The following is a 19,436-nucleotide window of genomic DNA, read 5'->3' as shown; positions in this document are numbered from 1 at the left end:
TTGCATGCGCATCTTCACCGCCTCGCTGGCGACGGAAACCAACACCTTTTCGCCGGTGCCGACAGATCGGGCCTCGTTCGACATGGCCTTCTATGCCGGGCCGGGCAAGCATCCGGAGACGCCGACGCTGTGCTCCTCGCCGATCGTCGCTTTGCGCCGGCGCGCGGCAAAAGAAGGGCTGACTGTGATCGAAGGCACCGCGACCTGGGCCGAGCCCGGCGGCTTGGTACAGCGCCAGACCTTTGAGGCGCTGCGCGACGAAATTCTCGACCAGCTGAAGGCGGCACTGCCGGTCGATGCGGTCATCCTCGGCCTGCACGGCGCCATGGTGGCGCAAGGCTATGACGATTGCGAAGGCGACCTGCTCGAGCGCGTGCGGGCGATCGTCGGGCCCGACGTGGTGATCGCCTCCGAGTTCGATCCGCACAGCCATCTGACGCCCAAGCGCGTGGCGGCCTCCGATGTCATGGCCTATTTCCTCGAATTCCCGCACACCGACTTCTACGAGCGCGGCGAACATGTCGTGGAGCTTGGGCTGGCCGCCGCGCGCGGCGAGATCAAGCCCGTCATCTCGACCTTCGACTGCCGCATGATCCAGGTGCTGCCGACCAGCCGTGAGCCGATGCGCTCCTTCGTCGACCGCATCAAGGCGCTGCACGGCAAGGACGGCGTGCTGTCGGTTTCCGTCGTCCACGGCTTCATGGCCGCCGACGTGCCGGAAATGGGCGCACGCATCCTTGTTGTCACCGACAATGACAAGGCCAAGGGCGATGCGCTGGCGGAGCGGCTGGGGCGCGAGCTCTACGAACTGCGCGAAAAGACGGCGATGACGATGCTTGATACCGCCGACGGCATCGACCGGGCCCTGGCCGTGCGCGCCGAGAATCCGGGCAAGCCGGTGGTCATTGCCGACATCTGGGACAATCCCGGCGGCGGCGTTGCCGGCGACGGTACTGTCGTGCTGCGCGCCATGCTGGAACGTGGCCTGAGCAATGTCGGCGTGGCGACGATCTGGGATCCGATCGCCGTGACCTTCTGCCAGGCGGCGGGCGAGGGTGCCGTCATCGACCTGCGCTTCGGCGGGAAGGCCGGGCCATTGGCCGGCGAGCCGATCGACGCGCGCGTCAAGGTGCTGAAGGCCGTCGCCGAGGGCTGGCAGAGTTTCGGGCCGAGCCGGGTGACGCTTGGGCCGACCGCGCTGGTCCGCATCGAAGGCACGGAAGTCGACATCATCCTCAACACCAACCGTACGCAGACCTTCGAGCCAGACATTTTTTCCAACATCGGCGTCGATCCGCTGAGCAAGGATATCTTGCTGATCAAATCGACCAACCATTTCTACGCCGGCTTCGAGCCGATCGCGGCGGAAATCATCTATGTCTCCGCGCCGAGTTCGTATCCGAGCAATCCGGCGGTGACGGATTACAGGAAGCTGACGCGGCCGGTGTGGCCGAGGGTGAAGGATCCGTGGAAGCTGCCGATCTCCCCCCTCGTGGGGGAGATGCCCGGCAGGGCAGAGGGGGGCGCGAAGGATCGCGGCCTCGCCAGTCCTGCGGGCAAGAAATCGAACGAAGATCGCTGATCTTCTGGCGGAGACGTCGGCGGGACAGCGCCCCCCTCTGGCCTGCCGGCCATCTCCCCCACGAGGGGGAGATCGGCTAATCACACCAGCCCGCGCTTCACCATCATCGCTTCCGGCGACGGCATCTTGCCCCGGAAAGCCGTATAGAGTTCTTCCGGGTCCTTCGAGCCGCCGGCGGCGTAGATGTTCTTGCGCAGCCGTTCGGCCAGCGCCGGGTTGAAGGGGTCGCCGGTCTCCTCGAAGGCGGCGAAGGCGTCGGCGTCGAGCACTTCCGACCACATGTAGGAATAGTAGCCGGCCGAATAGCCGTCGCCCGAGAAGACATGGCCGAAATGCGGGGTGCGGTGGCGCATCGCGATGGTGTCGGGCATGTCGAGCTTGTCGAGCGTTTCAGCTTCGAAACGAAGCGGTTCCTGCGGGGCGTCCGGGCGGGCGTGATAGGCCATATCCATCAAGGCGGAAGACGTGAATTCGACGGTGGCGAAGCCGGCGCCGAAGGTGCGCGTGGCCAGCATCTTGTCGAGCAGCGCCTTGGGCATCGGCTTGCCGGTCTTGACGTGCAGCGCGTGCTTTTCCAGCACCGCCGGTACCGTCAGCCAGTGTTCGTAGAGCTGCGAGGGCAGTTCGACGAAATCGCGGCTGACCGAAGTGCCCGACACCGATGGCCAGGTGACGTCGGTCAGCATGCCGTGCAGCGCGTGGCCGAATTCGTGGAACAGCGTCTTCGCCTCGTCGACCGAGAGCAGTGCCGGCTCACCGGCCGGCGGCTTGGCGAAGTTCATGATGTTGTAGATCACCGGCTTCGAGCCGTGGCCAAGCTTGTAACCGGACTTCAGCGCGCTCATCCAGGCACCGGAACGCTTCGAGGGCCGTGCGAAATAATCGGCGAGGAACAGGCCGCGCTCGCTGCTATCGGCGTTTTTCACCACGAAGACGCGCGCGTCGGGGTGCCAGGCGGCGATGCCCTTTTTCTCCTCGAAGGTGATGCCGAAGAGCCTTGTGGCCACGTCGAAGCAGGCGTCGATGACGCGCTCGAGCTGCAGATACGGCTTCAGTTCCGCCTCGTCGAACGCGAATTTTTCCGCGCGCAGCTTCTCCTGGTAGAAGCGCCAGTCCCAGGCGGCGAATTTTTCGTTGCTGCCGGCTTCCGCGGCCAGCCGTTCCAACTCCTTCTGGTCGGCGGCCGCCTTTTCCAGCGCCTTTTCCCAGACCGGATCGAGCAGGTCGTGCACGGCTTTCGGCGTCTTGGCCATGGTGTCGTCGAGCTTCAGCGCGGCGAAGGAGGCGTAGCCAAGCAGTTTCGCCTTTTCGGCGCGCAGTTTTAGCATGTCGCGCACCACGGACGTGTTGTCGCTGGCGCCGCCATTCTGGCCGCGCATGGTGAAGGCGCGGAAGGCGATCTCGCGCAGGTCGCGGCGTTCCGAGAAGGTCGTGAACGGCTCATAGATCGAGCGCGACAAGGTGACGGCGTAGCGGCCTTTCTGGCCGCGCATCTCGGCCGCCTCGGCCATCGAACTTTTCACGAAGTCGGGCAGGCCGGCAAGGTCTGATACGTCGAGGAACAGCGCCCAGTCGCGTTCGTCGGCCAGCACGTTCTGGCCGAAGCTGGTGCCGAGAGAGGACAGGTCTTCGCTGATCTTGGCCAGCCGCTTCTTGCCTTCGGCATCGAGCTTGGCGCCGGAACGGACGAAACCCTTCCAGGTCCTCTCCAGCACCCGCAGGGTCTCGGCGTCGAGGCCAAGGCTCTCGCGGCGCTGGTAAAGGTCGTCGATGCGGGCAAACAGTCTCTCGTTCATCGAGATCGCCGAGAAGTGCCTCGACATTTTTGGCGAGATGTCGCGCTCCAGCGCCTGGATGGCCTCGTTGGTGTAGGCGCCGGCGCGGCACCAGAAGATCGACGAGACATGGTCGAGCGCGTCGCCGCCGAGTTCCAGCGCTTCAAGCGTGTTCTCTATAGTCGCTGCATCCGTGTTGCCGGCGATCGCCTCGATCTCGGACTCATGCGCTTTCAGCGCCGCGTCGAAGACCGGGGAGAAATCGTCGTCGCCGATATGGGCGAAGTCGGGCAGGCCGAGCGGCCCTTGCCACGTGGTCAACGGATGGGCGGCGAGATCGACGGCTTTCGTGGAGGGCATGGAGGGTCTTTCGCTGGCATCAAGGAGGGAGGGTCTCACCGATGTAGTGCGCAGGCCGCAGGCCCGCAATATGGCAGTTGGCCGATCCGCCTCAATAGGCTTCGCAGTTTTCGGCGATGGCCGCCTGCGAGCTGGCGGTGATGCGATTGTCGGCCACCGCGAAGGTTTCCTGCATCAGCATGTCATTGTCGGGGAAGTCGTAACAGGCGATCACCGTGGTGACGCCGCCCTCGCTCTTCTCGATCCGGTGGCGGATCGCGGCGCCGGCAACCGCGCCTTTCCATTCATCGAGCGAGGCGATGAATTCCTGCTTGCTCTGGACGATGCCGAGGTCGTCGAGCTTGATGCGGACGTCGTCGGCAAGCAGGTCGGCGAGTTCGGTGCGGTCGGCGACCAGCAGCGCCGAGTACCAGCGGCTGATGATGGCACCGTCATCGGCGCGGGCGGCAATGATTGCTATCAGCAGCGCGATGGCGGTGAAGACGACCGAACGGACGTTCCTCACCTGGCGCGCCTTACCGTTCATTCCAGCACCGGCCGCTCGAAATCGCCGGTCTCCTTGTTCATCACCCAGAGCTCGCCGGTCGAAATGTCGAACCAGGCGCCGTGCAGCGACAGCCTCCCCTTGCCCTCGAGAATCGAGACGCAAGGAAAGGTCCTGAGATTAGCGATGGAATAGCGGATCGAGATGCGCTCCAGTGCTGTCTGGCGCTCCGTTGCCGTCATGAAGGTGCTGGAAGAGACGGTTTCGGCAGCCGGCGCGATCAGGCTCATCCATTTGCCGATGAAATCGCCGGGAGACAGCGGCGCGGCATTGGGGTCGAGCGCGGCGCGGATGCCACCGCAGCGGCCGTGGCCCATGACGACGATGTTCTTGACCTTCAGGCTCTGCACCGCGAATTCGAGCGCCGCCGAGGTCGAATGGAACTCGCCATCCGGCTCGTAGGGCGGCACCAGATTGCCGACATTGCGCAGCACGAAGAGTTCACCTGGCCCGGCGTCGAAGATCGCTTCGGGGGCCGAGCGGGAGTCGCAACAGGCGACGATCATCGTCTCCGGGGCCTGCCCCTCGCGGGCGAGCTCGCGATAGCGGCCGCTTTCGGTGAGGTAGCGGCCATTCATGAAATTGCGGTAGCCGGCGAGGAGGTGATCGGGAAGATGAGGCATGGGCGGCTAAGGCCTTTCCGGGGTTGGAGGCGGCAGCTCTTTGCGGTCGAGAAGGCTCTAACGGTAAAAGCCTGTCGCGAGCAATGCAGAATTGTGGGGGCTGGCCATAAATGCCATGCGCCAAAGCGGGACGTCCGCCGACATTGTCATGCCCAGATGGCGACCGGTATGCCAAAACCGTCAGCGAGTGGCGGGTCCGGAAACGGCCTGGCCTTGCCGCCGGCGATGCGGCCGGCGATCAGCATCATGACGGCCGCGTCGAGGAAATCGTCGGCCGCCGCACCACGCGGCGGCGCCTGGTCGAGGAAGTCCATGGCATAGCCGTGCCGGCACAGCAGCGCCTTGCGCTCCGCCATCCCGGCCGGATTGACGGCGCCCTTGATCTTCTTCGGCAACTGCATCGCCCGGTCGCCATTCAGACGGCAGAAGGCGACTTCCGGATGCGATTCGAAGACGCGTCCGCGCAAATCGGGGCGTGCGATCAACAATGTGTCGATCTCGCGGATTTTTGAAAAGATGCCGAAGGCCTGGATCGAAACGCCGCGCGGCGGATCGGATGTGGCTCTGGCCACCTCGCTTGCCCTGCGATGCGCGGCATACCAGGCTTCGACCGTGGTGAAGTCGCTGGTGTCGGCATAGAGCGCGGCGCGGGACGGGATCGAGAAAACGCTGGATTGGCGTGCCCCGAGCAGCGGCCTGACCAGAGCCTCCGGTCCGCGTCCGCCTTTGCTGGAAAAATCCGGCAGGCCGATCGGCATGTCGACGGCGACGATAGCCTCTTGGGGAATTGCCGAAAGCAGAGCGGCGAAGCTGGCAAAGACCTCGACGGAAGGCGCCATGCCGGGATTGCGCCGGACAGCGATCCAGCCGGCCTTGCAGCCATCGGCGCCGACCAGCGCGACCTCAGAGATCACGCCCGGCGGTCCCGCCCCGGATGTGTGAGGTGGCGCAACTGCACCATGGCCATCGGGTGCGACAGGCTCTGTGCGTCGGTTTCGAGCTGCAGCTCGTCGCCGCCGCGTTTTGCGGTGCGCGCCAGGATCTCGTAGACCGCCGCCGTGGTCGACTGCAGCGCCTTGATTGGCGGCTGGCCGGAGAGGATGCGGGCGAGGTAGACGGCAGCCGTCAGGTCGCCCAAGCCGTTCGGCGGCTTGTCGATCAGCCGGTGCTCGGCGAGCAGCGCCTGGGTGCCGTCGAGCAGCAGATTGCCGGTGCCGCCAATCATCATCGACTGCGCCGAGGTGACCAGCATGGTCGACGGCCCGGAATGAAGTGCGGCCGAAATCACCGATTTCAAATCGGGCAGCGGCGCGCCGGCCATCCATTCCAGCTCATAGCGGTTGGGCGTGGCGATGTCGGCGATCGGCATCAGCCGGTCACGCATGGCCGCGGCGGTGGGCTCGGGCACGTAGAGACCGCCGGAATCACCCATCACCGGATCGCAGATATAGACGGCATCAGGCGTCCTGGCCTTGACCGCCGCGACCAGCGAGGCGACGGCCTCGGCCTGGCCGGCCTCGCCGAGATAGCCCGACAGCACGGCGCCGACCTCGCCCAGCCATGGCGCCCGCTCCAAATCGGCCATCAGCGCCTTGAACTGGTCGAGCGGCGGCACGATGCGCGTCGCCCGGCCATGGCCGGGATGCCAGGGCAGGATGACCGTGGGTACGGCCCAGACCGGAAAGCCCAGCGTCTCCAGCGCGAAGACGGCGGCACGATTGCCGACCGAGCCACGGGCGACATGGCTGGAAATGACGATGACCGCACGCGGCGCGTCGGGTTTTTCGGCGCTCATTGTTTTTTGATTCCTAGCTGCCCCGGGTGAGGAAAAGCACGAGCCAGACCATCAGGCCCAGCGCCAGAAGCAGGCCGAGTATCCTGCCAATGCGCGTGCCCCAGACTTCGATCGGGTCGGTACGGTCGGCGTCGGCCGCGGCGACATGGTCGCGCACGCCTTTCGTCGTCCGCGCCACGAAGGAGGTGCCGGCCGGATCGGTCTCCTGCGCGACGCGCTCGAGGATACGGCGCGATTCCCTGTCGCTGTCCTGGCGTTGCGCCATGATGATGTCCCGTTTTGACCGGACCTTATCGCGTTCGCGCGGCCAATCACAGGGCCTTGCGAAGCGCGGGGCGATCCGGGTCGGCAGTTGCCGCCCGAGGCCGTTTTCTTGCGCGCTGATTGTGGTAATGCTTCGCATGCAACTTCTACCGAGGGACCCCATCATGCTTGCCCAGCGCCTTGCTCGACCATCGACATTCCGCTCGCTGCCCGCCTTCCTGATGATGGCAATCGTGCTGCCGCTGCTCGCCGGCTGCGGCTTCAACACGATCCCGACCGCGGAGGAAAACGCCAAGGCGGCATGGAGCGAGGTGTTGAACCAGTACCAGCGCCGCGCCGACCTCATCCCCAATCTGGTCGAGACGGTCAAAGGCTACGCCTCGCATGAAAAGGACACGCTCGACGCGGTCGTCGAGGCGCGCGCCAAGGCGACGCAGATTACGGTGACGCCGGAAACGCTGAAGGATCCCGAAGCCCTCAAGAAGTTCCAGGATGCCCAGGCCGGGCTGACCAGCGCGCTGTCGCGGCTGATCGCGGTGTCGGAGGCCTATCCCGACCTCAAGGCCAACCAGAACTTTCTCGCGCTGCAAGCCCAGCTCGAGGGCACCGAGAACCGCATCGCGGTGGCACGGCGCGACTACATCCAGGCGGTCAGGGACTACAACCTCACTCTGAAGACGTTCCCGTCAGTGCTGTGGGCGACCTTCTGGTTCCGCAGCAACGAGCCCTTCGCCAATTTCACCGTCGACGAAGACAAGATGCAGCCGCCGAAGGTCGATTTCGGCACGAAGCAGGGCGGGTGATAGCCGGAGCCAACCGTCGTGATCTCGTGGGCCGATGAGGGACGGCGTCTGGGTCGCCTTGTCGCCGTTGTGCTGTTCGTCCTGGCGCTTCCGTCCGCAGCCTTCGCCGCGGACCTGCCGGCGCTCACCGGCCGCGTCGTCGACAATGCCGGCATCATTGATGCTGGCACCAAGGCGGCGCTGACGCAAAAACTTGCCGCCTTCGAGACCAAGGGCTCCGACCAGATTGTCGTCGCCACCATCCCCAGCCTCGGCGGCGAGGAGATCGAGCCCTACGCCAACCGGCTGTTCCGCTTCTGGAAACTCGGCCAGGCCAAGGAGAACAACGGCGTGCTGCTGCTGGTCGCGCCGAACGACCGCAAGATGCGCATCGAGGTCGGCTATGGGCTGGAAGGCACGCTGACCGATTTGCACACCAAGCTGATCATCGAAAACGACATGGTGCCGGCGTTCCGCGCCGGCGATTTCTCCGGCGGCATCTCCAAGGCCGTCGACGACATGATCATGGTGCTGGAAGGCAATCCGGAAGAGCTGGTGGCGCGCGGCGAACGCAACCAGCAGCCGCCCATCAACACCGACAATTTGTTCTTCGCGGTGTTCATCGGCATCTGGGCGATCATCTTCTTCGGCAGCATCGCCGCCTCCATCCTGCCGCCGATCTTCGGCCAGAAGCTCGGGCCAGGGCGCTATCGCTGGCTCGGCATGACGTTCGAGCCCGGCCGGCGCTCCTCATCCGGTGGCTGGTCCTCGGGCAGTTCCGGCGGTGGCTGGTCGTCAGGTGGCGGCGGCGGTGGCTTTTCCGGCGGCGGCGGTTCGTCCGGCGGTGGCGGCTCCTCGGGAAGCTGGTGACGGCATGACGACACGCACCATCAGCCTGTTTTTCAACCCGGCGATCCATGCTCTCCTGGCCGCGCTGGCGCTGCTTTTGTCCTGCTTCGCTGTTTTCGCCGCCGAGTTGCCGGCACTGACCGGCCGAGTCGTCGACAATGCCGGCATCATCGATGCCGGCACCAAGGCGGCGCTGACGCAGAAACTTGCCGATTTCGAGACAAAAGGCTCCGACCAGATCGTCGTGGCGACCATTCTCAGCCTCGACGGCGAGGAGATCGAACCCTACGCCAACCGGTTGTTCCGCTTCTGGAAACTCGGCCAGGCGGGTGAGAACAACGGCGTGCTGCTGCTGGTGGCGAAGAATGACCACAAGATGCGCATCGAGGTCGGCTATGGGCTGGAAGGCACGCTGACCGACCTGCACACCAAGTTGATCATCGAGAACGACATGGTGCCGGCCTTCCGCGCCGGCAATTTCTCCGGCGGCATCTCGAAGGCTGTCGACGACATGGTCATGGTGCTCGAAGGCAATCCCGAGGAGCTGGAAGCGCGCGGCAAGCGCAATCCCGCCGACAGCAGCACCCCCATGGACCCGATCGTTACGATTTTCCTGATCCTGTGGGCGACGATGTTCTTCGGTGGTCTGGCGATGGCGTTCCTGCCGCCGATGTTCGGCACAAAATTGTCGCCGGGCGTATACAAATGGCTGGGCATGACGTTTCGTTACGGCCGGGGGCCGAGCGGATCGTCGTCGGGCTCCAGCAGCTGGACATCGGGTTCGTCAAGCAGCGGCTGGTCGTCGGGAAGCTCCGGCAGCAGCTGGTCGTCCGGGTCGAGCAGCAGCGGCGGCGGGTTTTCGGGCGGCGGCGGCTCGTCCGGCGGTGGCGGTTCTTCAGGAAGCTGGTGAGACAATGGCAACACGACCGATCAGTCCCGAAGATCACGAACGCATCGCCGACGCGATCCGCGCCGCAGAAACCAAAACCGATGGCGAGATCTACTGCGTCGTCGCGCATGCCAGCGACGGCTATTTCGCGCCCGCCGCCTTGATGGCGACGCTAGGCATGCTGATCGTCAGCCTCGCCGTCGCCTATGGGCTGGAGGCGTGGTGGCTCACCATCCGCCTGCCGCATTTCGTCATCGCGCAATTGTTGGCGCTGGCCTGCGTGATGGCCCTGTTGTGGGCGATCCCCGGCCTGCGCATCCATATGGTGCCACGGCGGCTGCGCTATCAGGCGGCGCACGCCAATGCGATCAAGCAGTTCCTCGCCCGCAACGTCCACCGCACCACGGCGCGCACCGGCGTGCTGGTCTTCGTCTCGATCGCCGAGCGCTATGCCGAGGTGGTCGCTGATTCGGGTATCGACGCCAAGGTCGGCCAGCATGTCTGGGACGGCGTGGTGCGTGACCTGACGGCGCATGCCGGCGACGACCGGCTTGCCGACGGTTTCGTCAAGGCGATCGAGCAGGTGGGCGCGGTGCTGGCCGAGCATTTCCCGGTCACCTCGGGCGATACCAATGAGCTAGACGACCATCTGGTCGAAATCTGAAAAGCCCGCCTGCAAACGCTACTCAGCCGGACGCCTGACGCGGCTTTCTGCGCTTCCGATGCTCACGGACCCAAAAGTCCGCTGCGCTTCGGTTCTCGAAAGCCACGCCATCCGTCTCGGCTGAGCGCGTTTTCAGACGGGCTTTGCGTCATGTTAGCAATGTCAGGATCGGCTGTGAGAAAGCGTTTGGCGGGCCACGCGGACTCTTGCAATCGGGCGATGCGGGTTTATGGTTAACAAATCATGAATACGCTGACGATCGACATCCGGAAAGCCGACCCGCGCGATGCAGGCGCCATTGCCGAAGTGCATCTGGAAGCTTGGCGCGGCGCCTATTCCGGCATCATTCCCCACCGCACGCTAACGTCGATGATCAATCGTCGCGGCGCCGACTGGTGGGCGAATGCGATTCGCCGCGCCGCCACCGTGCTGGTGGTCGAAATCGGCGGCACGATTGCCGGCTATGCGACGATCGGCAAGAACCGGGCCCGGGAGCTCAAGCAGCAAGGCGAGATCTACGAATTGTACCTGCGCCCGGAATATCAGGGCATCGGTCTCGGCCGGCGGCTGTTTTCGGCAGCCAGGGCGCGTCTGGCCGACCATGGCCTGAAAGGCATGGTGGTCTGGGCGCTGGAAGACAACCAGAACGCACTGGCCTTCTATGCCGGCGCCGGCGGCCGCGATGTCGCCGAAGGTGTCGAGATCTTCGAACAAAAAGCGCTGAAGAAGGTCGCCTTCGTCTGGGAATGACAGCCCGGGGATGATCGCGAACCGCAAGGTCGGTACGCGGTGCGTGTCCCAGTGAAATCACGACGCTGAAACATCTTGTGCCGATGATTGAACGCATCGGATCGTATCGCGTCTCGCCTGACGTCCGGGAATACGATTCGCCGCATTGCGCCATTCTGCGCCGCCCGCTATCTCCTCCCCATCGAGAGAGGGACAAAGCCATGCGCATTGAAGCCATAGCCATCGGAAAGAATCCGCCTGAGGACATCAACGTCATCATCGAGGTGCCGATCGGCGGCGAGCCGATCAAATACGAGATGGACAAGGAGGCCGGCACACTGTTCGTCGACCGCTTCCTGCACACCTCGATGCGCTACCCCGGCAATTACGGCTTCGTGCCGCACACGCTGTCGGGCGACGGCGATCCGATCGACGTGCTGGTCTGCAACACGCGTGCCCTGGTGCCGGGCTGCGTCATCAATGTCAGGCCAATCGGCGTGCTGGTGATGGAAGACAATGCCGGCCAGGACGAGAAGGTCATCGCCGTGCCGTCGCCGAAGCTGACGCTGCGCTACGAGAACGTCACCGAATACACGCATCTGCCCGAAATCACGCGCCAGCAGGTGCAGCACTTCTTCGAGCACTACAAGGATCTCGAACCCGGCAAATGGGTCAAGATCGAAGGCTGGCACGATTCCAAATATGCCAAGAAGATGATCGTTGACGCGATCGAACGGGCGAAGAAGAGCAAGTAGCGGTCAGTTATCGACGCGGCCAAAGGGCGGCACGTTGCCGATGACGGTGTGCCTGTCCTTACCGCAGGCGAAGGTTCGCGCCTTCTCGTCGGCGAGTTTTCGCGCCTGATCGTTGGCTTGCGGGTTGCCGGTAGCCAGCACGAGGCCGACCGTGCAGCTTTCTCGCGCGTCCATCTGGCCGACCTTGGCAACGAGCAGCACGTCGGTCGATTTGTTCTCGTCGTCGCCATTGCTGATCGTGCGGCGGTGGATGACCGCGAAGGGCACGGCCTTGTCGCCATTGGTTTCAATGCGCCATTCGACCTTGGCTCCGGACGAATTGAAGCCTGAAAAACTCTCCCAGACGGACGTCATGTCGCCGCCGGGCGGAAAACCGTAGAACAGCGATTCACGGGCGTTGTCATAGGCGATCAGCACGGGATAGCCGCGATAGCCCGAGCAGGCGAGATCGGCCCAGTCGCCATCGCCTTCTCCGGCCTGTGCGTAGGTTACGCAATCCTTCTTCGAGTCGAGGTCGGTGTAGGCGCTGGAAATGTCGCCGGCGTGAGTTGCCTGGCAGAGACCGGCAAGGGCAAGCGGGATCAGAATGGCACGCATGGCGGACACCTCCGGTTCGGCCGGAGAAACGTACCGCCAATCGCTATTTCTTCAAGCTCGCTTCGATCAGCAGATCGGCGTTGCGCGCGACCGACTGCGCCGGACCGCCGAGCCCGAACAACTGGCCACTGATATAGGCGCCCTCGATCAGAAGCAGCAGCCCGTCGCCGAGCGTGTCGGCGTCCTCAGCGCCCATTGCGGCGGCCATGGCGCGCAGGCGGCGGCGCAATTCCTGCTTGTTGGCCTCGCTCACCACGCGGGCCGGATGGCTGTGGTCGGGATACTCGACCGCCGCGTTGGTCATGCCGCAGCCGCGATAGTCCGCCACTTGCGTGCGCTTGCCAATGCGGGTCAGGAAAGCCTTGATCTGCGCGCGCGGGTCGCCCGGATGGGCGTTGACCGCTTCGTCGAAACGTTCCCAATATTCAAGATCGTATTGCCGAAGATAGGAAGCGGCCAACTCGTCCTTGGAAGGGAAGCTGCGATAGAGACTGGGCTTGGTGACGCCGGCGCGTTTGACGATCTCGTCGACGCCGATCGCCCTGATACCCCGCCGGTAGAACAGGTCGTACGCCACGTCGAGGATCTTCTTGGCCGCCTTCGGCGGCGTCGATGCATGATCGTCGCTGATGGTCAGTTCAATATTTTTGTCCGTTGGCATGGCATGACTCGATTGACGTGTTACCGATCGGTACGTATACATGCTCCCACCCTGCAACGTACCGGTCAGTAACATGATAGCTCAATCCCGTCCCTTTGGCCAGCGCTACGCTTTCGTCGTGGTCGGCGTCATCTTTCTCTGCCTGCTGGTCGCGGCCGGGCTTCGCTCCGCACCCTCGGTCATGATGCTGCCGCTGGAAAATAGTTTTGGCTGGCGGCGCGACGTCATCTCGCTGGCTGCCGGCATCGGCATCCTGCTTTATGGTCTGACCGGTCCGTTTGCCGCCGCGTTGATGGAGCGGATCGGGCTGCGCCGCACGCTGATCGCATCGCTGGTCGTGATGTCGGGCTCGACCGCTCTCAGCCTGCTGATGACCAAGCCCTGGCATCTCTTCATCACCTGGGGCGTCTTCTCCGGCATCGGTTCCGGCGCGGTCGCCAGCGTGCTTGGCGCCACCATCGTCAACCGCTGGTTCAAGACCAATCGCGGTCTCGTCATGGGTCTGATGTCGGCCTCCAGCGCGTCGGGCATGCTGGTGTTCCTGCCGCTTATCGCCGCGTTGGCGCAATCGGGTGGCTGGCAGCCGGTTGCCGTTGCGGTCGCGGTCGCCACCGCAGCTATGATACCGCTGGTCTGGCTGCTGGTGCCGGAGCGGCCGGCCTCGATCGGCATGGTCCGCTATGGCGCCGAGGTCGATGACGTGCCGCCAACATCACCGGCCTCGCAAGGCAATTTCCTGGCGCATACGCTCAACACGCTGCGCCGCGCCGCCGGCACGCGGGTGTTCTGGTACCTGTTCGCCACCTTCTTCGTCTGTGGCTTCACCACCAACGGTCTGGTCGGCACCCATCTCATCGCCTTCTGCGGCGACATGGGCATCGGCGAGGTGCAGGCCGCCGGCCTGCTGTCGATGATGGGCATTTTCGACCTGATCGGCACGACGCTGTCGGGCTGGCTCACCGACCGTTTCGACCCGCGCAAGCTGCTCGGCGTCTACTATGCCATTCGCGGCCTGTCGCTGATCTACCTGCCCTATTCCGGCTTCTCGGCGACCAGCCTGATCATCTTCGCCGTGCTCTACGGCCTCGACTGGATCGCCACCGTGCCGCCGACGCTGCGGCTCGCCAACGAAGCCTTCGGCGACCGCAGCGGACCGATCGTGTTCGGCTGGATCGTCGCCGGCCATCAGGTGGGGGCTGCCACCGCGGCAGCCTTCGGCGGCACGATGCGCGAACTGCAGGGCAATTACGAGTTGGCCTTCCTGATCGCCGGCATGACGGCGATCGCGGCTGCCTGTATCTCGCTGCTGATCAACACCAGCCGGCCGGCCTTCGACCCGGAGCCGCAAGCCGCTTGAGGCTGCTCTTTCCCTTCTCCCCTTGTGGGAGAAGGTGTCGCCGAAGGCGACGGATGAGGGGTGCTCCAGGGAACACCAACGCCTCGCTCCGCTGGAAACACCCCTCATCCGTCTCGGCGCTAACGCGCCGATCCACCTTCTCCCACAAGGGGAGAAGGGAGGAGGCTAGCCACCTGTCCACTGTTATAAAAACTTCATAGTTCCGAGATGCGGCTGAAACATTGAGGCCGGACCTTGGTGGCGACGTTCGAAGCCATCCAGGAGACAGCCATGAACAAGCTTTCCATGACCCGCCGCGCCTTCGTCACCTCCGCAAGTGCCGCCGGTCTGCTTGGCGCCTCGGGTCTCGCGCTGCCCTACTATTCCCGCGCCAGCCAGCGTCCGGCCTTCACCCATGGCGTCCAGTCCGGCGATGTCGATGCCACCAGCGGCATGGTGTGGACGCGCACGGATCGTCCGGCGCGCGTCATGTTCGAGGTCTCGTCGACGGAAAGCTTTGCCAATGCGACGCGTCTGGCGCCGCTCGATACCTCGCCTGCCAGCGACTACACGGTGAAGCGGCTGCTTACCGATCTCGCCTCCGACCAGGACATCTTCTACCGCATGGTCGCCGCCGATCTCTCCGATATCAATGCCGTCTCAGAGCCGATCGTCGGCCGTTTCCGCACCGCGCCGTCGTCGAAGCGCGATGTCAAGTTCGCCTGGTCGGGCGATACTGCCGGCCAGGGCTGGGGTATCGACGAGACCGGCATGAAAACCTACGCCACCATCGCCAGGCACACGCCGGACTTCTTCCTGCATTCGGGTGACACCATCTATGCCGACGGCGCCATGAAGGACGAGGTCGACCTGCCCGGCGGCGGCAAGTGGAAGAACGTCGTGCTCATCGACGGCAAACGCAAGGTTGCCGAGACGCTGGACGAATACCGCGACCAGTGGAAGTACAACATGATGGACAAGAACGTGCTGGAACTCAGCGCCATCTGCCCGACCTTCTACCAGTGGGACGACCACGAAGTGCTCAACAACTGGTCGGACTCGAAGGACCTTAGCAAGGACGACCGCTACAAGGAAAAATCCATCCACGTGCTGGCGGCGCGGGCGGCGCGCGCCTTCCACGAGATGACCACCATCCGCTACGAGCCGGCGGAACCGGGCCGGGTCTACCGCAAGATCTCGCACGGGCCGCTGCTCGACGTCTTTTTCCTCGACATGCGCTCCTATCGCGGCCCGAACGGCGCGAACCTGCAGGAAACCCTCACACCGCAGTCGCGCATGATCGGCGAGGAGCAGTCGAAGTGGCTGAAGCGGGAACTGGCCAACTCCAAGGCGACCTGGAAGATCATCGCCGCCGACATGCCACTCAGCCTCGTGGTCTGGGACGACGCGGCGAAGAAGGTCGGCTTCGAAGCCGTCAGCAACAACGACAACGGCAAGCCGAAGGGCCGCGAGATGGAATTCGCCGACGTGCTGCGCTTCATCAAGACTGTCGGCGTCACCAACACGGTGTGGCTCACCGCCGACGTGCACTATACGGCCGCGCACTACTACAACCCAGACAAGGCGCAGTTCCAGGATTTCAATCCCTTCTGGGAATTCGTCTCCGGCCCGATCCACGCCGGCACCTTCGGCCCCAACGATCTCGACATGACCTTCGGTCCGGAGCTGAAATTCATCAAGGCGCCGACCGCCGAGCAGGGCCAGAACCTGCCGCCGTCGGCCGGCCTGCAGTTCTTCGGCCTTGTCGATATCTCAGGCGCGACCGAGCAACTCACAGTGCGGCTGATGGATCGCGACGACAACGAACTCTACAAGGTCACACTCGATCCGGTACGATCGGCGTAAGCGCCCGCAATCATCAGTCCGGGTAGCAGACCATCGGAATGTTTGGCCACACGGCACTGTCGCAGTTGGCGCTGGCTTGTCTCTGCTTGAAGGCGGTGCTGACCGGTCCCGTCACCATCGGGTCAACGCCATCAGGCGCATCGGCAAAGGCCTGCTCCGCGGTCTGGGTGTCGGACTGCGCAACGGCGCGCGCGCCCTTCTGCGTCGCGGCAGCCGACTGCGCGGCGTTGGCCGCCAGCAGCAAGGCAAAGGCCACCGAAGCGATGAGTGGCCAAAATCGGTTGAGTTTATCGGTCATGATGGTCGAACTGCCCGGGCCCTGAATGGTTCCCGCCTTGGTTAACAAAATCATCTCACACGCAGATGCTTAAGATTTGATGAGTATTTGGTGTCGCGCGTCCCCTTTCGCAACTGCGAAAAACCCTGTATGAGCCGCGCAACCGAAAGAGGCAGCGCCTTTGGCCTGCTGCCTGCAACGCTTCCGAGACCCAGAACATGAAACTCCGTAATATCGCGATCATCGCGCACGTCGACCATGGAAAGACCACCCTTGTCGACCAGCTTTTGAAGCAGTCCGGCTCCTTCCGCGACAATCAGCGCGTCGCCGAGCGCGCCATGGATTCCAACGACCTCGAAAAGGAACGCGGCATCACCATCCTGGCCAAGGCGACCTCGGTCGACTGGAAGGATACCCGCATCAACATCGTCGACACGCCCGGCCACGCCGATTTCGGCGGCGAGGTCGAGCGCATCCTGTCGATGGTGGATTCGGCCATCGTGCTGGTGGATGCCGCCGAGGGCCCGATGCCGCAGACCAAATTCGTCGTCGGCAAGGCGCTCAAGGTCGGCCTGAAGCCGATCGTCGTCATCAACAAGATCGACCGCCCGGACGCCCGTCATGTCGAAGTGGTCAACGAGGTGTTCGACCTGTTCGCCGCGCTCGACGCCACCGACGAGCAGCTCGACTTCCCGATCCTCTACGGTTCGGGCCGTGACGGCTGGGTTTCGGAAAATCCGGAAGGCCCGAAGGACCAGCAGCTGGCGCCGCTGTTCGATCTCGTCATCAAGCATGTGCCGGCGCCGACCGTCCATCCCGGCCCGTTCCGCATGATCGGCACCATCCTGGAAGCCAACCCCTTCCTCGGCCGCATCATCACCGGCCGTATCGAGAGCGGCACGCTGAAGGCCAACCAGGCGGTCAAGGTGCTGCACCATGACGGCACCCAGATCGAAACCGGCCGCATCTCGAAGATCCTGGCTTTCCGTGGCCTCGAGCGCCAGCCGATCGAGGAAGCCCAGGCGGGCGACATCGTCGCCATCGCCGGCCTGTCGAAGGGTACCGTCGCCGACACGTTCTGCGATCTGGCGGTGACCGAGGCGCTGCATGCGCAGCCGATCGATCCGCCGACCGTGACCATGTCCTTCCTCGTCAACGACTCACCGCTCGCCGGCACCGAAGGCGACAAGGTGACCAGCCGCGTCATACGCGACCGCCTGCTGCGCGAGGCCGAAGGCAATGTCGCGCTGAAGATCGAGGAGATCGCCGGACAAGGATTCGTTCTTCGTCTCCGGCCGTGGCGAATTGCAGCTCGCCGTGCTGATCGAGACGATGCGCCGCGAAGGTTTTGAAATCGCCGTGTCGCGTCCACGCGTCGTCATGCAGAAGGGCGAGAACGGCGAATTGCTGGAGCCGGTCGAGGAAGTCGTCATCGACGTCGACGAGGAGCATGCCGGCGTCGTCGTGCAGAAGATGTCGGAGCGCAAGGCCGAGATGGTCGAACTGCGCCCCTCCGGCGGCAACCGCCAGCGCATCGTCTTCCACGCGCCGACGCGCGGCCTGATCGGCTACCAGTCGGAACTTCTGACCGACACGCGCGGCACCGCCGTGATGAACCGGTTGTTCCATGCCTATGAGCCCTACAAGGGCGAACTGCCCGGCCGCACCAACGGCGTGCTGATTTCCAACGAGCAGGGCGAATCGGTCGCCTACGCCATGTGGAACCTCGAAGATCGCGGCCCGATGGTCATCGATCCGGGCGTCAAGGTCTATCAGGGCATGATCATCGGCATCCACTCCAGGGACAACGACCTCGAAGTGAACGTGCTGAAGGGCAAGAAGCTGACCAACATCCGCGCCGCCGGCAAGGACGAGGCGGTCAAGCTCACCCCGCCGATCCGCATGACGCTGGAACGCGCCCTGGCCTGGATCCAGGACGACGAGCTGGTCGAGGTGACGCCGAAGACCATCCGGCTGCGCAAGCTCTATCTCGATCCGAACGAGCGCAAGCGTTTCGAGAAGTCGGCCAAGGCGGTCGGCGCGGCGTAATTTTTTCTTCTGATGATTTCTGAGAGGGCGGAGCATCAAGTGCTCCGCCCTCTTTCATTCATCCGCCGGCCGCGCGGATGATGGCTTGGTGATCCGGTTCGCCGGCCAGATCGATGCGGACCGTCATTCCCTGACGGGCCGGTTTGCGCAAGGCTTTGGCTCCGTCCGGATCGACCACCAGCAGACGCCGCTCCTCCAGCGCCTGAAGCCGCGAGCGCGAGATGCCGAGTTCATTGGCAAGCAAGCGGTCGAGCCGGAGCGATGTCGGCATTTCCAGCCCAAGCTGGAGTTCCAGGGCCGCCGCGCTTTCCCTGGCGCCGCCAAGCAACCGCTTATGCACGGCGACATCGGGAAACTCCTCGACGCGTCCGACATGGCTGCGCAGGGCGACGATGTCGAAGGCATGGCGCCGCGCCAGCCCCGGATCGTTGCTTTCGAGCGCCTGCAGCAGCGCCGGCTCGATGTCACGGCGGTTGCAGCGTTCGAAAATGCCGAAATTCCAGGAATTGTCGCAATCGACGCAGCGGTAGATCAGCCAGACGTCGATGCGCTTGCCGTTGGCGTTGACACGGAATTTGCCGCTGCAGCGATAGGCCTTCACGCCGCCGCAGCGATTGCAGTTGATGAGCGGTTGAGGTGCGATTTGGGGCGCGATCGCCCAGTGGATGCACAGAGTAGACATGCCGGTAAGCCCTTCCCGTCGGGAAGTTCATCAGGTCGGCACGATCGAGATGCCCATGCGGGCGCGGCGTGGCGGTAGGCTGCGGAGATGGTGAGGTCAGGTGTCGCCTGCGGAAAGCGCGCGACAGCGGTTCAGCAGTGCCAAACCGGTCTCGAACCGCCGCCCAGAGGAACACATGAACATGAGACAGCACCGCGAATGCGGCGCCATCAGGTGTGTCGGGGGAGTTGACGAGACCGGCGGTTACTGAGGCAAAGTGAAGCTCAAAATTGTTTCGCGGCGGGTCTTCTAGCCGCAGCCAATGAGGACTGCAAGGGTGCCAGTGGCTTCAAACGAATGACGGCTTCCAACGTCTCT

The 19,436-nt window shown here is 64.1% G+C and carries 19 protein-coding genes and 1 pseudogene; 10 read left to right on the top strand and 10 right to left on the bottom strand.

What is annotated here, in order from left to right; genetic code table 11:
* Positions 1-4 precede the first annotated feature (4 nt).
* The gene (locus HB778_RS12565; protein WP_183464188.1) at positions 5-1,582 is read left to right on the top strand and encodes a M81 family metallopeptidase; all 1,578 of its coding nucleotides are present in this window, start codon (positions 5-7) and stop codon (positions 1,580-1,582) included.
* An 80-nt stretch (positions 1,583-1,662) separates the two neighbouring features.
* On the opposite strand, the gene HB778_RS12560 is transcribed toward HB778_RS12565, so the two are convergent.
* The 6 genes from HB778_RS12560 to HB778_RS12535 form a co-directional block, all read right to left on the bottom strand.
* On the bottom strand, positions 1,663-3,717 hold the full coding sequence (locus tag HB778_RS12560; protein WP_183464187.1) for a M3 family metallopeptidase: 2,055 nt from the start codon (positions 3,715-3,717) through the stop codon (positions 1,663-1,665).
* Between the two features lie 91 nt (positions 3,718-3,808).
* Complete coding sequence (locus HB778_RS12555) at positions 3,809-4,243, bottom strand: nuclear transport factor 2 family protein (RefSeq protein ID WP_183464186.1); 435 nt, start codon at positions 4,241-4,243, stop codon at positions 3,809-3,811.
* Positions 4,240-4,884, bottom strand: coding sequence for a carbonic anhydrase (locus tag HB778_RS12550; protein ID WP_095204325.1), 645 nt, complete (start codon positions 4,882-4,884; stop codon positions 4,240-4,242). The genes HB778_RS12555 and HB778_RS12550 overlap by 4 nt, the downstream gene beginning before the upstream one ends.
* Positions 4,885-5,030: 146 nt before the next feature.
* Entirely contained in the window at positions 5,031-5,798 is a 768-nt protein-coding gene (locus HB778_RS12545; protein ID WP_095204324.1) for a DUF429 domain-containing protein, read from the bottom strand.
* Complete coding sequence (gene pdxY, locus HB778_RS12540; protein ID WP_183464185.1) at positions 5,795-6,679, bottom strand: pyridoxal kinase PdxY; 885 nt, start codon at positions 6,677-6,679, stop codon at positions 5,795-5,797. The genes HB778_RS12545 and pdxY overlap by 4 nt, the downstream gene beginning before the upstream one ends.
* A 13-nt stretch (positions 6,680-6,692) precedes the next feature.
* Complete coding sequence (locus tag HB778_RS12535; protein ID WP_183464184.1) at positions 6,693-6,944, bottom strand: hypothetical protein; 252 nt, start codon at positions 6,942-6,944, stop codon at positions 6,693-6,695.
* 163 nt (positions 6,945-7,107) lie between these two features.
* Between HB778_RS12535 and HB778_RS12530 the strand changes: the two genes are divergently transcribed.
* The 6 genes from HB778_RS12530 (at position 7,108) to ppa (ending at position 11,611) form a co-directional block, all read left to right on the top strand.
* Positions 7,108-7,746 (top strand): LemA family protein, encoded by a 639-nt coding sequence (locus HB778_RS12530; RefSeq protein ID WP_183464183.1) that lies wholly within the window; start codon positions 7,108-7,110, stop codon positions 7,744-7,746.
* 48 nt (positions 7,747-7,794) lie between these two features.
* Complete coding sequence (locus HB778_RS12525; RefSeq protein WP_244661979.1) at positions 7,795-8,595, top strand: TPM domain-containing protein; 801 nt, start codon at positions 7,795-7,797, stop codon at positions 8,593-8,595.
* Positions 8,596-8,599: 4 nt separating this feature from the next.
* Complete coding sequence (locus tag HB778_RS12520) at positions 8,600-9,484, top strand: TPM domain-containing protein (protein ID WP_183464181.1); 885 nt, start codon at positions 8,600-8,602, stop codon at positions 9,482-9,484.
* A 4-nt stretch (positions 9,485-9,488) separates the two neighbouring features.
* The gene (locus HB778_RS12515) at positions 9,489-10,127 is read left to right on the top strand and encodes a TPM domain-containing protein (protein ID WP_183464180.1); all 639 of its coding nucleotides are present in this window, start codon (positions 9,489-9,491) and stop codon (positions 10,125-10,127) included.
* A 243-nt stretch (positions 10,128-10,370) separates the two neighbouring features.
* Positions 10,371-10,877 (top strand): GNAT family N-acetyltransferase, encoded by a 507-nt coding sequence (locus tag HB778_RS12510; protein WP_010912199.1) that lies wholly within the window; start codon positions 10,371-10,373, stop codon positions 10,875-10,877.
* 200 nt (positions 10,878-11,077) lie between these two features.
* Positions 11,078-11,611, top strand: coding sequence for an inorganic diphosphatase (gene ppa, locus HB778_RS12505; protein ID WP_095204318.1), 534 nt, complete (start codon positions 11,078-11,080; stop codon positions 11,609-11,611).
* A gap of 3 nt (positions 11,612-11,614) precedes the next feature.
* Here ppa and HB778_RS12500 read toward each other — a convergent pair whose 3' ends face one another.
* Both HB778_RS12500 and HB778_RS12495 read right to left on the bottom strand, forming a co-directional pair.
* The gene (locus HB778_RS12500; RefSeq protein ID WP_183464179.1) at positions 11,615-12,208 is read right to left on the bottom strand and encodes a hypothetical protein; all 594 of its coding nucleotides are present in this window, start codon (positions 12,206-12,208) and stop codon (positions 11,615-11,617) included.
* 43 nt (positions 12,209-12,251) lie between these two features.
* Positions 12,252-12,869 (bottom strand): TetR/AcrR family transcriptional regulator, encoded by a 618-nt coding sequence (locus tag HB778_RS12495; RefSeq protein ID WP_183464178.1) that lies wholly within the window; start codon positions 12,867-12,869, stop codon positions 12,252-12,254.
* A gap of 73 nt (positions 12,870-12,942) precedes the next feature.
* Between HB778_RS12495 and HB778_RS12490 the strand changes: the two genes are divergently transcribed.
* Positions 12,943-14,226, top strand: coding sequence for an MFS transporter (locus tag HB778_RS12490; protein ID WP_183464177.1), 1,284 nt, complete (start codon positions 12,943-12,945; stop codon positions 14,224-14,226).
* A 270-nt stretch (positions 14,227-14,496) separates the two neighbouring features.
* Positions 14,497-16,071 (top strand): alkaline phosphatase D family protein, encoded by a 1,575-nt coding sequence (locus HB778_RS12485; protein ID WP_183464176.1) that lies wholly within the window; start codon positions 14,497-14,499, stop codon positions 16,069-16,071.
* A 13-nt stretch (positions 16,072-16,084) separates the two neighbouring features.
* Here HB778_RS12485 and HB778_RS12480 read toward each other — a convergent pair whose 3' ends face one another.
* Complete coding sequence (locus HB778_RS12480) at positions 16,085-16,369, bottom strand: hypothetical protein (RefSeq protein ID WP_244571407.1); 285 nt, start codon at positions 16,367-16,369, stop codon at positions 16,085-16,087.
* Between the two features lie 197 nt (positions 16,370-16,566).
* Between HB778_RS12480 and typA the strand changes: the two are divergent.
* Positions 16,567-18,397: pseudogene (gene typA, locus HB778_RS12475) on the top strand (translational GTPase TypA).
* A gap of 58 nt (positions 18,398-18,455) precedes the next feature.
* Here the strand turns inward: typA and HB778_RS12470 are convergent.
* Positions 18,456-19,079 (bottom strand): DUF1062 domain-containing protein, encoded by a 624-nt coding sequence (locus HB778_RS12470; RefSeq protein ID WP_183464175.1) that lies wholly within the window; start codon positions 19,077-19,079, stop codon positions 18,456-18,458.
* Between the last annotated feature and the right edge of the window lie 357 nt (positions 19,080-19,436).

This window comes from Mesorhizobium huakuii (assembly GCF_014189455.1).
GTDB lineage: Bacteria > Pseudomonadota > Alphaproteobacteria > Rhizobiales > Rhizobiaceae > Mesorhizobium > Mesorhizobium huakuii_A.
This window is presented reverse-complemented; position numbering and strand designations above follow the sequence as displayed.